Annotated in this window: 12 protein-coding genes and 1 tRNA gene; 10 read left to right on the plus strand and 3 right to left on the minus strand. The window is 63.9% G+C overall.

The annotated features are described in order from the left end of the window. Positions 1-3 precede the first annotated feature (3 nt). From ACVWZ4_RS08120 to ACVWZ4_RS08145, 6 genes are all read left to right on the plus strand, one after another. On the plus strand, positions 4-882 hold the full coding sequence (locus ACVWZ4_RS08120; protein WP_456736327.1) for a branched-chain amino acid ABC transporter permease: 879 nt from the start codon (positions 4-6) through the stop codon (positions 880-882). A 2-nt stretch (positions 883-884) separates the two neighbouring features. Then, on the plus strand, positions 885-1,904 hold the full coding sequence (locus ACVWZ4_RS08125) for a branched-chain amino acid ABC transporter permease (RefSeq protein ID WP_456740046.1): 1,020 nt from the start codon (positions 885-887) through the stop codon (positions 1,902-1,904). A 41-nt stretch (positions 1,905-1,945) separates the two neighbouring features. Next, positions 1,946-3,175, plus strand: coding sequence for an ABC transporter substrate-binding protein (locus ACVWZ4_RS08130; RefSeq protein WP_456740047.1), 1,230 nt, complete (start codon positions 1,946-1,948; stop codon positions 3,173-3,175). 119 nt (positions 3,176-3,294) lie between these two features. Next, the gene (locus ACVWZ4_RS08135; RefSeq protein ID WP_456740048.1) at positions 3,295-4,521 is read left to right on the plus strand and encodes an ABC transporter substrate-binding protein; all 1,227 of its coding nucleotides are present in this window, start codon (positions 3,295-3,297) and stop codon (positions 4,519-4,521) included. A 227-nt stretch (positions 4,522-4,748) separates the two neighbouring features. After that, positions 4,749-5,978, plus strand: a complete 1,230-nt coding sequence (locus ACVWZ4_RS08140; RefSeq protein ID WP_456701142.1) for an ABC transporter substrate-binding protein — start codon at positions 4,749-4,751, stop codon at positions 5,976-5,978. 201 nt (positions 5,979-6,179) lie between these two features. Continuing rightward, positions 6,180-7,463 (plus strand): glycerate kinase type-2 family protein, encoded by a 1,284-nt coding sequence (locus tag ACVWZ4_RS08145; RefSeq protein ID WP_456701141.1) that lies wholly within the window; start codon positions 6,180-6,182, stop codon positions 7,461-7,463. A 315-nt stretch (positions 7,464-7,778) separates the two neighbouring features. Here ACVWZ4_RS08145 and ACVWZ4_RS08150 read toward each other — a convergent pair whose 3' ends face one another. After that, on the minus strand, positions 7,779-8,300 hold the full coding sequence (locus ACVWZ4_RS08150) for a MarR family winged helix-turn-helix transcriptional regulator (RefSeq protein WP_456701140.1): 522 nt from the start codon (positions 8,298-8,300) through the stop codon (positions 7,779-7,781). 177 nt (positions 8,301-8,477) lie between these two features. On the opposite strand from ACVWZ4_RS08150, the gene ACVWZ4_RS08155 reads away from it, so the two are divergent. Genes ACVWZ4_RS08155 through ACVWZ4_RS08165 form a run of 3 tightly spaced genes read left to right on the plus strand, consistent with a single transcriptional unit; the run spans position 8,478 to position 12,023 of the window. After that, complete coding sequence (locus tag ACVWZ4_RS08155; protein WP_456701139.1) at positions 8,478-9,518, plus strand: branched-chain amino acid ABC transporter permease; 1,041 nt, start codon at positions 8,478-8,480, stop codon at positions 9,516-9,518. Between the two features lie 7 nt (positions 9,519-9,525). After that, positions 9,526-11,295, plus strand: a complete 1,770-nt coding sequence (locus tag ACVWZ4_RS08160) for a branched-chain amino acid ABC transporter ATP-binding protein/permease (RefSeq protein ID WP_456701138.1) — start codon at positions 9,526-9,528, stop codon at positions 11,293-11,295. Then, positions 11,292-12,023 (plus strand): ABC transporter ATP-binding protein, encoded by a 732-nt coding sequence (locus tag ACVWZ4_RS08165; protein WP_456701137.1) that lies wholly within the window; start codon positions 11,292-11,294, stop codon positions 12,021-12,023. The genes ACVWZ4_RS08160 and ACVWZ4_RS08165 overlap by 4 nt, the downstream gene beginning before the upstream one ends. On the opposite strand, the gene ACVWZ4_RS08170 is transcribed toward ACVWZ4_RS08165, so the two are convergent. Further along, positions 12,024-12,566, minus strand: a complete 543-nt coding sequence (locus ACVWZ4_RS08170) for a disulfide bond formation protein B (RefSeq protein WP_456736332.1) — start codon at positions 12,564-12,566, stop codon at positions 12,024-12,026. A 158-nt stretch (positions 12,567-12,724) separates the two neighbouring features. On the opposite strand from ACVWZ4_RS08170, the gene ACVWZ4_RS08175 reads away from it, so the two are divergent. Next, positions 12,725-12,809, plus strand: a tRNA-Leu gene (locus ACVWZ4_RS08175). Between the two features lie 546 nt (positions 12,810-13,355). On the opposite strand, the gene ACVWZ4_RS08180 is transcribed toward ACVWZ4_RS08175, so the two are convergent. Next, positions 13,356-14,264 carry a GntR family transcriptional regulator gene (locus ACVWZ4_RS08180; protein WP_456701135.1) on the minus strand — a complete coding sequence of 303 codons (909 nt, stop codon included), beginning with the start codon at positions 14,262-14,264 and terminating at the stop codon, positions 13,356-13,358. Positions 14,265-14,300: the final 36 nt, after the last annotated feature.

The raw sequence follows: 14,300 nt of genomic DNA on the forward strand, positions 1-14,300 counted from the left end.
ACGATGGAACTGTTTACCAACCAGGTCCTGGCCGGCATTGCCACGGGCGCGATCTACGCCTGCATGGCGCTCGCGGTCGTCATGATCTACCAGGCCATCGACCATCTCAACTTCGCGCAAGGCGAGATGGCGATGTTCTCCACCTTCATCTCCTGGCAGCTGATGCAGTGGGGCGTGCCCTATTGGGGCGCCTTCCTGATCACGCTGCTCTTCTCCTTCGTCGCCGGCATCGCCATCGAGCGCATCCTGTTCAAGCCGCTGGCGAAAGCGCCTGTCTTGACCAACGTCGCCGGCTTCATCGCGCTGTTCGCGATCATCAACTCGTCGGCCGGCCTGATCTGGGACTTCACCATCAAGCAATATCCGACCCCGTTCGGCTCCGCGCCGTTCCTGGGCAGCCAGCTGATCTCGACCCACCAGGCCGGCATGATCGGCGTCACCGTGCTGCTGCTGCTCGGTCTGTATTTCTTCTTCCAGTACACCAGGATCGGCCTTGCGATGCGCGCGGCCGCCTCCGTGCCTGAATCGGCCCGCCTCGTCGGCATCAACACGAGCTGGATGATCGCGCTCGGCTGGGGCATGGCCACCGCGATCGGCGCGATCGCCGGCATGCTGATTGCGCCTGTCGTGTTCCTCGAGCCCAACATGATGGGCGGCGTGCTGATCTACGGCTTCGCCGCAGCCGTGCTCGGCGGACTGACCAGCCCCTTCGGCGCCGTGGTCGGCGGCTTCCTGGTCGGCATCTTCGAGAACCTCGCCGGCACCTATATCCCCGGCGTCGGCAATGAGCTGAAGCTCCCGATCGCGCTCGCGCTGATCATCTCCGTCCTGGTCGTCAAACCCGCTGGCCTGTTCGGCCGGCACATCGTCAAGCGAGTTTGATCATGAGCGCCGCAGAAGAAGTCGCCGCCCAAGGCAACGAGGCAGTCGAGGCTGTTCCGAAACGGGCCATGACGCTGGGCACGGGCACCTCCGTGGTGGTGCTGCTGCTGCTCCTCGTCGTTCCCGTGTTTGCGAAGAACTTCGTGATCTTCCAGCTGACCCAGCTGCTCTATCTCGGCCTCGCCGTGCTGGCGTTGAACATCCTGACCGGCGGAAGCGGCCAGTTCTCGCTCGGCCAAAGCGCGTTCTACGGCATCGGCGCCTACATCACCGCGGTCATGATGGAGCAATTCAACATCCCGTACTTCCTGTGCCTGCCGGTCGCTGGCGTGCTGTGCTTTGGCGCGGGTTTCCTGTTCGGCCAGCCGGCGCTGCGGCTTTCCGGCGTGTATCTCGCGCTTGCCACCTTCGCGCTCGCCACTGCGATGCCGCAGCTCCTCAAGCTGAACTTCCTCGAGCCCTGGACCGGCGGCGTGCAAGGCCTCGTCGTCACCAAGCCCGACGCGCCGTTCGGCCTGAAGATGTCGCAGGACATGTGGCTGTACTATTTTACGCTCGTCGTCGTGCTCGCGATCTACATTTTCTCGGTCAACCTGCTGCGCTCCCGCTCGGGCCGCGCCTTCATGGCGATCCGCGACAACGAGATCGCGGCCTCGGCCATGGGCGTCAACGTCGCGCTGTACAAGACGCTCGCCTTCGGCGTCTCGGCCGGCATCACCGGCGTCGCCGGTGGCCTCAGCGCGATCGCGGTGCAGTTCGTCGCGCCCGACAGCTTCACCATCACGCTCGCGATCCAGCTGTTCCTGGGCATGGTCGTCGGCGGCGTCGGCTGGCTGCCCGGCTCGATCATCGGCGCCGCCTTCATCATCTTCGTGCCCAACATCGCGGAGGGCATTTCCAAGGGCCTCTCCGGCGCCGTGTTCGGCGTGCTCCTGTTCCTCGTCATCTACCTCGTGCCGCACGGGGCAAGGCAACTCGCGATCATGGGCCAGCAACTCGCCGGACGGCTCAGAAAAAGCTGAAAACGCTCGTCAACACTGTTTGTCTAACCAAGGAGACCCAATTGCCTTTCGGAAGAACACTGCGAACCGCCGCACTTGCAACGGCGCTCGCGACCCTCACCTCCGGCGCAGCATTCGCTCAGAAGACCTACGACACCGGCGCGAGCGATACCGAGATCAAGATCGGCAACATCATGCCGTACAGCGGTCCGGCGTCGGCCTACGGCATCATCGGCAAGACCGAAGAAGCCTATTTCAAGATGATCAACGACAAGGGCGGCATCAACGGCCGCAAGATCGTCTACGTCACCTATGATGACGGCTATTCACCGCCGAAGGCGGTCGAGCAGGTCCGCAAGCTGGTCGAAAGCGACGAGGTACTCGCCGTGTTCAACCCGCTGGGCACGCCCTCCAACACCGCGATCCAGAAATATCTGAACGCCAAGAAGGTGCCGCAGCTGTTCGTCGCCACCGGCGCGACCAAGTGGAACGACCCGAAGCACTTTCCCTGGACCATGGGCTGGCAGCCGTCCTACCAGAGCGAAGCGCAGATCTACGCGAAGTGGCTGATGAAGGAGAAGCCCGACGCCAAGGTCGCGATCCTCTATCAGAACGACGATTTCGGCAAAGACTACCTCAAGGGCACCAAGGACGGCTTTGGCGCCAAAGCCTCGTCCATGATCATCATGGAAGAGAGCTATGAGGTCTCCGAGCCGTCGATCGACGGCCACATTGTCAAGATCAAGGCCGCCAATCCCGACGTGCTCTTGATCTACACGACGCCGAAGTTCGGCGCCCAGACCATCAAGAAGACCGCCGAGCTCGGCTGGAAGCCGCTCCAGATCATCACCAACGTGTCGGCTTCGGTCGGCAGCGTGATGAAGCCTGCGGGCTTCGAAGCCTCGCAGGACGTGCTGTCGGCGGCTTACGCCAAGGACGGCGCCGATCCGCGCTGGGCCGACGATGCCGGCATGAAGAAGTGGGTCGAGTTCCTCGACAAGTACATGCCCGGCGCCGACAAGACCGACTCCAGCGTCGTCTATGGCTACGGCGCCGCTCAGACGCTGGTCAAGGCATTGGAACAGTGCGGGGACGATCTCACCCGCGCCAATCTGATGAAGCAGGCGGCGAGCCTGAAGGACTTCACGCCGGACACGCTCCTGCCCGGGGTCAAGATCAACACCGGTCCGAACGACTTCGCCCCGATCAGCCAGCTGCAGATGCAGCGTTTCAAGGGCGAGAAGTGGGAACAGTTCGGCGACATCATGAACGGCGACGTCGCTCCGGAATAACGCGTCGTCGCAATGGTCCAAACTGACGAGGCCCCCACGAGCGATCGTGGGGGCTTCTTGTTGACGTCACGGATCAATCTTGTTCAATGCGGCGCCGATCCAGGTGAGGTGGGAGAGCGATGACCGTCGTTCGATTTCAGGTTGCGGCGTTTTCGGCCGCATTCGCGTTGTGCACTGCGATGGGCAATCCCGCCCTGGCGCAGAAAGCCTACGACAACGGCGCCTCGGATACCGAGATCAAGATCGGCAACATCATGCCCTATAGCGGACCAGCCTCCGCTTACGGCGCGATCGGCAAGGCCGAGGAAGCCTATTTCAACAAGATCAATGCCGAGGGCGGCATCAACGGCCGCAAGGTCAAATTTATCTCGTACGATGATGGGTACTCGCCGCCGAAGACGGTGGAGCAGGCCCGCAAGCTGGTCGAGAGCGACAATGTGCTCTTGATCTTCGGCTCGCTCGGCACCTCGACCAACGGCGCCATCCGCAAATACATGAACGAGAAGAAGGTGCCGCAATTGTTCGTGGCGAGCGGCGCCTCGAAGTGGAACGACCCGAAGCAATATCCCTGGACGATGGGGTGGCAGCCGAGCTACGCGAGCGAGGCGAAGGTCTACGCCAAGTACATCATGACGGAGAAGCCGGACGCAAAGATCGGCGTGCTCTACCAGAACGATGATTTCGGCAAGGACTATCTGAGCGGGCTGAAGGACGGCCTCGGCGCCAAGGCCTCGATGATCGTGATCGAGGAGGCTTACGACACATCGGAGCCCGCGATCGACGAGCACATCGTGAAGCTGAAGGCCGCGGGCGCCGACGTGTTCATCAGCGTCACCACGCCGAAATTCGCCGCGCAGGCGATCAAGAAGGCGGCCGAGATCAACTGGCACCCGGTCCACATCATCTCGAACGTGTCTGCGTCGGTCGGGGGAGTGATCGAGCCCGCGGGCTTCGAGATCTCGCAGGGCATCTTGTCGGCGAGCTACATCAAGGACGGCTCCGACCCGCAATGGAATGCGGATGACGGCATGAGGAAGTTCTACGACTTCGTCGCGCAGTACGATCCGAAGGCCAACAAGCTCGACGCCGGCGTGGTGTTCGGTTACGCCGCCGCACAGACCATGGTGAAGGTGCTGCAGATGTGCGGCGACAATCTGACCCGCGACAACGTCATGAAGCAGGCTGCGAGCCTGCACGATTTCGCGCCAGACACGCTGCTTCCCGGCATCAAGATCAACACCGCGCCCGACGATTTCGCGCCGATCGAGCAGCTTCAGATGATGCGGTTCAAGGGCAAGGCCTGGGAATTGTTCGGCGACGTCATTTCGAGCGAGCCCGCTCGTTAACGGCAACTCAGAATGGCTCGATGGATGTGAAGCAACCAGGAAGGTCCCCACCCTTCTCGCAGTTGCACAGGCGCTCCTGACTACTAAAGACGCAACCCCTGCGACGACCTCGCGGGGGGCTTTCTGTTGAAGGCCCAAGCCAAATCGTATTGAATTGGCCTCGCGCGGCTCAAGAACAATGAAGCCAAGAAAAGGAGCGCACACACCAAGGAAAAAGGGAGATTGGAATGCCCGCTGTCACCGGCAAGCTTGCGGCCGCGTCACTGGCGCTCGCGCTCATTGCGGCCTCGACCTCCATCGCGTCCGCCCAGAAGAAATACGATACCGGCGCGACCGATAGCGAGATCAAGATCGGCAACATCATGCCCTACAGCGGACCGGCCTCCGCCTACGGCATCATCGGACGGACCGAAGCCGCCTATTTCAAGAAGATCAACGACGAGGGCGGCATCAACGGCCGCAAGATCAACTTCATCTCCTACGATGACGCCTACTCGCCGCCGAAGGCAGTCGAGCAAGCGCGCAAGCTGGTCGAAAGCGACGAAGTGCTGTTGATCTTCAATTCGCTCGGCACGCCGTCGAACTCGGCGATCCACAAATACATGAACACCAAGAAGGTACCGCAACTGTTCGTCGCCACCGGCGCCACCAAGTGGAACGATCCGCAGAACTTCCCTTGGACGATGGGCTGGCAACCCAATTACCAGAGCGAGACGCAGATCTACGCGAAATGGCTTTTGAAGAACAAGCCCGACGCCAAGATCGCCGTGCTCTACCAGAACGACGATTACGGCAAGGACTATCTCAAGGGCCTGAAAGACGGCCTCGGCTCCAAGGCGTCCTCGATGATCGTTGCGGAGGAAAGCTACGAGACCACCGAGCCGACCATCGACAGCCACATCGTCAAGCTGAAGTCGACCGGCGCCGACGTGTTCATGAACATCACGACGCCGAAATTCGCGGCGCAGGCGATCAAGAAGGTGGCGGAGGTCGGCTGGAAGCCGCTGCATTTCCTCAACAACGTCTCCGGCTCCGTCGGCAGCGTGCTCAAGCCCGCGGGCTTCGAGAATGCGCAGGACATCATCTCCGCCGACTATCTGAAAGACGTCTCGGATCCGCAGTGGAACAACGACCCCGGCATGAAGGAATTTCTCGCTTTCATGACCAAATACTTCCCCGAAGGCGACAAGCTCGACCACGGCACCATCGTCGGCTACGGCGTGGCGCAGACCCTGGTCCAGGTGTTGAAGCAGTGCGGCGACGATCTCACCCGCGCGAACGTCATGAAACAGGCCGCCAGCCTGAAGAACTTCCGCACCGAGGTGCTGCTGCCCGGTATCCAGATCAACACCTCGCCGACCGACTTTGCGCCGATCAGCCAGCTTCAGCTCGAGAAGTTCAAGGGCGAGAAGTGGGATCTGTTCGGCGACGTGATCAGCGCCGACGTCGGCGGCTAGCCGCTCCGACGCGGAGAGAAGCAGCCCCCCTGCGAGACGATCGCAGGGGGTTTTGCTGCATGCCGATTATCATCACGCGATTGCACAACCGAATGATGGTAAAGCAAGCTTACCCTTTCGCGTCCGATGCGCTAGGCAGGGGAATGGCGACGTTCTCGCCACAGCTCTAGTCTGCTCACGAGTTTGCCGAAGGCCATCGTCATGACCGACCGACGTCCCTTGCTCCGCGCGCTCTACGACGCCGCCGTTGCCGCGGCCCATCCGAATACGATCCTGGCGCCGCATCTGCGCCCCGCTCCGAAGGGCCGGGTGATCTGCCTTGCCGCCGGCAAGGGCGCCGCCGCGATGGCCGCCGCCGCGGAACGGCACTATCTCGATGCCCTCAAGCTGGCTCCGGAGCGCCTCGTCGGCATCGCCACCACGCGCCACGGCTACGGCGCGCCGACCCGCCGCATCCGAATCGTCGAAGCCGGCCATCCGGTGCCCGATGAGGCCGGCCTGAAGGGTGCGGCCGACACGCTCGCGCTCGCAGGCGAAGCCGGTCCTGACGATCTGCTGCTGGTGCTGCTCACCGGGGGCGGCTCGGCGAACTGGATCGCGCCGGTCGATGGGATCAGCTTTGCGCAGAAGCAGGCGGTCAACAAGGCGCTGCTGCGCTCGGGCGCGCCGATCGGCGAGATGAATGTCGTGCGAAAGCATCTCTCGCGCATCAAGGGCGGCCGACTGGCGCGCGCCGGCAAGAATGCCGCCGAGATCGTGACGCTGGCGATCTCCGATGTGCCGCACGACGATCCCTCCGCGATTGCCTCGGGTCCCACCGTGCCCGATCCGACCTCGCTGGCCGACGCACGCGCGATCGTTGCAAAGTACAAGCTCGCCATCGACGATGCCGTACGGCGCGCGCTCGACGATCCCGCCAATGAAAGCTGCAAGCCCGGCGACGCCGCCTTTGCCCGCGCGCATTTCGAATTGATCGCGCGGCCCAAGCAATCGCTCGACGCTGCGGTGAAGCTCGCCAAGGACGCGGGCTATGAGACCATCGATCTCGGCGCCGATCTCGAGGGCGAGGCCCGCGAGGTCGCCGCCGATCACGCCAGGCTCGCGCTTGCCGCCCGGGCGCAGGGCAAGCGCGTCGCGATCCTGTCCGGCGGCGAGCTCACGGTGACCGTGCGAGGCAATGGCCGCGGCGGCCCAAACCAGGAATACGCGCTGGCGCTGGCCTCACTGTTGAAGAATACGCCCGACATCTCGGCGCTTGCCGGCGACACCGACGGCGCGGACGGCGGCGCGGGCAACCCCACCGATCCCGCCGGTGCGCTGATCGACGCGGCGACCTTCGCCAGGATGGAGGCGGAGGGACTTCAGCCACAAGCCTATCTCGACAACAACGACGCGACGACGTTCTTCGAGGTGACCGGCGATCTGCTGATGCCCGGCCCGACGCTGACCAATGTGAACGACATCAGGGTGATCCTGGTCGACTGATACCTGCCGCCTGCCCCGGTTGAGTCCCAGGCGTCGCCATGGTGAGCGATCTCTGAATCCACGCCGCAGGCCGCGGATTTGGCGGCTGGCCGCGCCGCCTGTAAGCTCGCGCGGCAAGCCCGGTGTTTGGACAAATGATTGGGCTCATTTCACCGTCGCCTGCCCTAATGCGCGTTCGGGGACACCGCGCATGGCTGAGAGCGACCAGGACGTGGCAGACCTCGATCCGCTCGCGCTCGGCGAGCTGCTCGCGTGCGCCGCTTCCTCTCCGCGGAGACGCCTGCACTGGCCGACCGGTTCGCAGCGGCGTAACCCTCAAAATTCGTTGGCGATCTTCGACAGCATGTGCAGCAGCGCTTCGCGGTTGGCTTGCCCGAGCAGCTCGTTGAGCCGCGACTCGTGCTTGGTGGCGACGAGCTTCTTGGCGCGCGTCAGGACCGCCTTGCCCTTATCGGTCAGCACCAGGATGTGCGAACGCCGGTCGTTGGTGGAGCGGATCCGGGCGCAGAGGTCGCGGCTCTCGAGATTGTCGAGCATGGCGACGAAATTCGGCCTGAGGATACCGAGGGTGGAGGCGATCTCGGTCTGGTTCCGGCCCGGGTTCTTCTCGACCAGCAACAGCACCGAGAATTGCGCCGGCGTGAGCTGGAGCGAGGCCATGCAGCGCAGGAAATTCTCGAATACCTTGAGCTGCGCCCGTTTCAGCACGTAGCCGAGCTGTTCGGACAGCTCGCCGAGCTGGAGGGCTTCGGGCAGGCCCTCGGGCGCATCCTTGCGGCCTTTGGTGGCCTCGCCGGGTTTTTCGGAGGACTTCTCAGCGCTTTTCGAAACGGTCATCGCCTCATGCTCGCAATCCCGCTAAATTCGGGACGGGTCGTTTCCCACCCTTGATGTTATATTTGATAATTGTTATGGATCATATCAAATATCGTCAGCGTATTTCAATGGCTGTGAGGGACCATCCACCGCAAGCGCGGAGACGGGTCCCCAATCTTCGAGGGGGAGCGTCCGGTCTTGAACACCACCATCATGCTGTTCCTGCTACAGGACGGCATCACCAATGGCGCGATCTATGCGCTGCTCGGCCTGGCGCTGGTGCTCGTGTTCGCCGTCACCCGCGTCATCCTCATCCCCCAGGGCGAGTTCGTCACCTATGGCGCGCTGACCTATGCCTCGCTGGCGTCGGGCCAGATGCCGGGCACGGCCAAGCTGGCGCTGGCCATGGGCATAGGTGCCTGCGCCTTCGACCTGTTCGTCGCGCGCAAGGCGCTACATGGCCGGCTGATCCTGCGCAGCGTGCTCGCCAACATCGTGCTGCCGGCGATCGTGTTGGCGCTGACGATCTACTTCGCCGCCCAGAAGCCGCCGGTCGCGGTCTGCATCGCACTGTCGCTGGTGATCGTGGCGATGATCGGCCTCTATCTCTACCGCATCGCGTTCCAGCCGCTGGCGCACACTTCGGTGCTGGTGCTGCTGATCGCCTCGGTCGGCGTCCATCTGGCGATGCAAGGGCTGGGGCTCTTGTTCTTCGGCGCCGAGGGCCAGCGCGGACCGGCCGTGCTCTCCGGCGCCTTCACCGCGGGCTCGCTGCGCTTCACCGGCCAGAGCATCACGGTCTACGGCATCACCGTCGCCTTCATCGTCGGCCTCTGGCTGTTCTTCGGCCTGACGCTTTACGGCAAGGCGCTGCGCGCCACCGCCGTCAACCGGTTAGGGGCGCGGCTGGCCGGCATCCGCACCACGCTATCGGGCCAGATCGCCTTCCTTCTGGCGTCCGTCATCGGCGCGCTGTCCGGCATCATGATCGTGCCGATTACGACGCTCTACTATGACAGCGGCTTCCTGATCGGGTTGAAGGGCTTTGTGGCCGCGATCATCGGCGGTCTCGTCAGCTATCCGCTGACTGCCGTCGCGGCGCTGTTCGTCGGCATCGTCGAGGCATTCTCGTCCTTCTATGCTTCCAACTACAAGGAGGTGATCGTGTTCATGCTCCTGATCCCCGTGCTGCTGCTGCGCTCGCTCGCGGCGCCTGCGGTCGAGGAAGAGAAGGACTGACACCAACATGCAGAGCCGGCTTCCCATCCTCGTCTTCGCACTCGTTATGGCGGCGATTCCGTTCGTTCCGGGCATGCCACCGTTCTGGATCGTGCTGCTCGACAATATCGGTCTTTCCGCGCTGGTCGCGATGGGCCTCGTGCTGCTCACCGGCGTCGGTGGCCTCACCTCGTTCGGCCAGGCGGCTTTTGTCGGCTTCGGCGCCTACACCACGGCGCTGCTCACGACCGCTTACGGGCTGTCGCCCTGGCTGACGCTGCCGCTGTCGCTCGTGGTCAGCGGGCTGCTCGCGGTGCTGCTCGGTCTGATCACGGTGCGCCTCTCCGGGCATTATCTGCCGCTCGGCACGCTGGCCTGGGGGCTTGGCCTGTTCTACCTCTTCAGCAAACTCGGATTCCTGGGACGCAACGACGGAATCTCGGCGATCCCGCCGCTGTCGATCGGCTCGTTCAGGATGCTCGATCCCGCCTCGATCTACTTTGCGATCTGGGTCGCGGTGATCCTCTCGGCGCTGGTCACCATGAACCTGCTGGACTCCCGCACCGGCCGCGCCATTCGCGCGCTGCGGCGCGGGCATGTCGCGGCGGAAGCGTTCGGCGTGCAGACCCCGCGCGCAAAAATGCTGGTGTTCATCCACGCCGCCGTGCTCGCCGGCCTCTCCGGCTGGCTCTATGCGCACCTCCAGCGCGCGGTGAACCCGACGCCGTTCGGCGCGCAGGCCGGCATTGAATATCTGTTCATCGCGGTCGTCGGCGGCGCCGGCTATGTCTGGGGCGGCGTGCTGGGCGCAGCGATCGTGGTCATCCTGAAAGAGGTGCTGCAGAGCTATCTGCCCCTGATCCTGCCCGGCTCCGGCCAAGTCGAGACCATCGTGTTCGGCATCATGCTGGTGGCCCTGCTCCAGCTCGCGCCCGGCGGGGTGTGGCCGTGGCTGATGTCGCTGCTGCCCGAACGCAGGGGCGGCAAGAAGCCTGACACCTCGCTGAAACTCGAACAGCGCACCCGCTCGCGGGCCGAGGGCAGCGTGTTGCTCCAAGTCGAAAAAGCGCGGAAACAGTTCGGCGGCGTGGTCGCGGTCAACAATGTTTCGTTCGACGTCCAGGCCCGCGAGATCGTCGCCCTGATCGGACCGAACGGTGCCGGCAAGAGCACGACCTTCAACCTGATCACCGGCGTGCTGTCGGCGACCTCGGGCTCGATCTCGGTGCTCGGCAAAAGGGTGGACCGCGCGCCACCGCAGGAGATCGTCAAGCTCGGCATCAGCAGGACCTTCCAGCACGTCAAGCTCGTGCCCGACATGACCGTGCTGGAGAATGTCGCGATCGGTGCGCATCTTCGCGGTCATTCCGGGCCGCTCGCCGCGATGCTGCGGCTCGACCGCGCCGATGAAGCCAAACTGCTGGCGGAGGCCGCCCGCCAGATCGAGCGCGTGGGCCTCGCGGAGCAGATGCATCAGCTTGCAGGCAGCCTTTCGCTCGGCCAGCAGCGCATCGTCGAGATCGCGCGCGCGTTGTGCGTCGACCCGATGCTGCTGCTGCTCGACGAGCCGGCAGCCGGCCTGCGTCACATGGAGAAGCAACAGCTTGCGAAGCTGCTGCGCGATCTGCGCGACGGCGGCATGAGCGTCCTTTTGGTCGAGCACGACATGGGCTTCGTGATGAATCTCGCCGACCGCATCGTGGTGCTGGATTTCGGCACCAAGATAGCGGAAGGAACGCCCGCCACGATCAAGACCAATCCCGAAGTGATCAAGGCCTATCTCGGAGTGGCGGCATGAGCGCGCTGTTATCGGTCACCGACGCGCATGTCGCCTACGGCAAGGTCGAAGCGGTGCGCTCGGTTGCGCTCGAAGTCGGCGCGAGAGAGATCGTCACCATCGTCGGCGCCAACGGCGCGGGCAAGACCACGCTGCTATCGGCCATCATGGGCATCCTCCCGCTCAAGGGTCGCGTCAACTTTGCCGGCCAGGATTTGGCCCGGCTCGACATCGAGGATCGCGTCGCGATGGGCCTCGGCCTGGTCCCTGAGCACCGCGAATTGTTCGTGACCATGAATGTCGAGGACAATCTCGAGTTAGGTGCTTTCCGCATCGAGCGGAGCAGGGCGCGGGGCTCGATCGAGCGGATCTACACGCTGTTTCCGCGCCTCAAGGAGCGCCGCAAACAGCTCGCCGGCACCTTGTCCGGCGGCGAGCAGCAGATGCTTGCGATGGGCCGCGCGCTGATGGGCGAACCGAAGCTGCTGATGCTGGATGAGCCGAGCCTCGGCCTCGCGCCGATCATCGTCGCCGACATTTTCCGCATCGTCACCGAGCTAAAGGCCAGCGGCGTCTCCGTGCTGCTTGTCGAGCAGAATGCCCAGGCAGCGCTGAAGATCGCCGACCAGGCCTATGTGATGGAGCTCGGCGAGTTCGTGCTCAGCGGCAAGGCGAGCGATATCGCGGCGAACGAACGGGTGGCGGCAAGCTATCTCGGTTTCGAGCACGAAGGCGCGAGCGCCATCTAGCTAGGCGCGCCGCGCCGTTCGCACGAAGCCCCAGGCCGCGATCGCGGCCATCGCTAGCGAGATCAGCACATTGTAGCCGGCAAGCGAGAGGCCAAGGAAGCGCCACTGCACCTCGTCGCAGCGCACCACCTTGACGGTGTCGAGCCGCGACAGCAGGTCGCCGGCGCTGCCGAGATTGACGATCGGACCGGAGCAATCGGTTGGCCCTTTCCAGAACCCCCATTCGACGCCGGAATGGTAAGTGCCGAGCCCGGCATTGGCGAGCGTTGCCAGCGCGAGGATCGCGAGCCCGGCCAGCAGCAGCGGCCGCGGCGCCCCGCCCCGCGCCGCCAGCACCATGAGCGCCCCGAGCGGGATCGCGAGGTAATAGGCGTAGCGCTGCTCGAGGCAGAGCGGACAGGGCACGATCCCCAGAACGAGCTGAAAAAACCAGGCCCCCGCGATCGTCGCAGCCGCGATCACGGTCACGGCCAGCGCGGCGGTCAGCGCCGGGCCGCCGACAGCGGGGCGAAACGCGGGCATTGCGGCACTCTGGGTCGTCACGGCGGCCTCTTCAGGTGGGGCTGGCTTCAAGGCTCTAGCCCCGACCCAAGCCCCTGTCGAGAACATCGGGTATCACTTTGGCGCGGGTTGACCCCGTCTTCCCCATGGCTATAGTCCGCCGGCTTCGCGACGCCCTCCATCGGAGGGGCCGACCGAGGGCCCCTGTGGCGGAACTGGTAGACGCGCTCGACTCAAAATCGAGTTCCGCAAGGAGTGCTGGTTCGATTCCGGCCAGGGGCACCAAGAAAAAATTGCTAATGTTATCAGCAACCTAAACCATTGGTTGGATTTCCATCTTTTTCGGAAAATCTCCAAGACTCATTGAAGACACGAGCGAAACACTGGCCCCACGCCGTCCGATTTGTTGGTATTTTTGTGGCCTTGAGAATCAGAGATCGCAGCTGATTTCTCTTATTCCGAACGACGAAATCGAGCAGACGGCCCACCGGAACGATGAGAGGATCCGTTGGCAAGACCTGCGCTTGTTGTTCGGGCTGTGCTGGCCCCGTCTCCTTGCGCGGCATGAGCCCCGGTCGCTCTGGCAGAGAGTCGGACCAACGATAAACAGGTGAAAGGTCCAAATCCCCGACCCTCGCTCCGATCGGAAGCAGGGAGGGCTCGGTGTGCCCTGTCGAGATTCCAGGGCTTATGGCCCCCTGTGAGCGCAAGCAACGAAATCGCGACTGGGATTCGACGCATAAGCTTCTCCATCAGTGCTGACGTCGGTTGGTGATCGTGTGTTGACCCATGGCAGCTTGGATCAATAGTTTCCCAGCGGCGCGAAGATCATCAAGACAGGCCTTCGACTAGCGGGCGCTGCAAGTGCCGCGTCATCAGCTCAGCTGCTTCCGGAAAGTGGCGCCCTTCCAACAGGTCGAGCAAGCGCAGGTGCTCGCGCACGTGTCGGCGCATGCCTTCACGGTCGGCGAAGCTGCGATAGGCGAACAAGCGGCGGATCGAGTTCACGCGCTTGAGCGCTTCGAGGAAGAAGGGATTGCCGGCACCGCGGATGATCTCCTCGTGGAAATCGCAGCCCGACTGGTAAACCTCGCCGATGGTCATCTTCTCGAATTCGCCGTCGAGGACCCGCTGTTGCCGCTCCCGCAGCCGCGCGATCACCTCATACGATAGTGCGTAGCCCGGCTGCGCCATCGCCGCCGGCTCGATCACCACGCGAAAGGCCATCGCCTGCGCCTGCGCGGCCGGGCTCGACACTGACTCCGCAAAACGCCAGCCATAGCCCGGCAAGCGCGCGATCCACCCCTCGGCCGCGATGCGATCGAGCAAACGCTGCAGATCGGCCCGGCTCAGATCATACCGGCGCATCAACTCTGCCTCGGTGACGTCGGCCGAGAGCCGCCGCGTCAGAACGTCGCCGGCAATGCTCGCATAGATCTGTTCGCCGCGTCTGACCGCCGCGAGCGCCGGCTGGGCCGCGCCGCTGGTCGGATTCTTCGCCAGCACGAAGCCGCGATGCGGCTCGCCGCGCGCAAGGCCTGCGGCTTCCAGTGCCTTCAGCCCGAGCCGGATCGGCGCGCGGGACAGGTCGAGCGCATCCGCCAGCCTCTGCTCGATCAGGCGATCGCCGGCCTTCATGCCGTCGCGCCGGGCGAGCGCCATGATCAGGCCGGCGACGTGCTCGGCGCGCTCGGAACCGGCTTTGCCGTGGGAACGTCGGGAACTCTGGGTGGCCGTCATTGCACTGCACGCAGTTTTAGGGCTTGACAGACTGTC

The sequence above is a fragment of the Bradyrhizobium sp. USDA 4472 genome (genome assembly GCF_054058595.1).

Bases quoted from the DNA above. Each gene is read 5' to 3' on its own strand.
- ACVWZ4_RS08145 (WP_456701141.1), top strand. From the start codon at position 6,180: ATGACCGACCGACGTCCCTTGCTCCGCGCGCTCTACGACGCCGCCGTT.
- ACVWZ4_RS08140 (WP_456701142.1), top strand. From the start codon at position 4,749: ATGCCCGCTGTCACCGGCAAGCTTGCGGCCGCGTCACTGGCGCTCGCG.
- ACVWZ4_RS08150 (WP_456701140.1), bottom strand. From the start codon at position 8,300: ATGACCGTTTCGAAAAGCGCTGAGAAGTCCTCCGAAAAACCCGGCGAG.
- ACVWZ4_RS08160 (WP_456701138.1), top strand. From the start codon at position 9,526: ATGCAGAGCCGGCTTCCCATCCTCGTCTTCGCACTCGTTATGGCGGCG.
- ACVWZ4_RS08180 (WP_456701135.1), bottom strand. From the start codon at position 14,264: ATGACGGCCACCCAGAGTTCCCGACGTTCCCACGGCAAAGCCGGTTCC.
- ACVWZ4_RS08125 (WP_456740046.1), top strand. From the start codon at position 885: ATGAGCGCCGCAGAAGAAGTCGCCGCCCAAGGCAACGAGGCAGTCGAG.
- ACVWZ4_RS08165 (WP_456701137.1), top strand. From the start codon at position 11,292: ATGAGCGCGCTGTTATCGGTCACCGACGCGCATGTCGCCTACGGCAAG.
- ACVWZ4_RS08120 (WP_456736327.1), top strand. From the start codon at position 4: ATGGAACTGTTTACCAACCAGGTCCTGGCCGGCATTGCCACGGGCGCG.
- ACVWZ4_RS08135 (WP_456740048.1), top strand. From the start codon at position 3,295: ATGACCGTCGTTCGATTTCAGGTTGCGGCGTTTTCGGCCGCATTCGCG.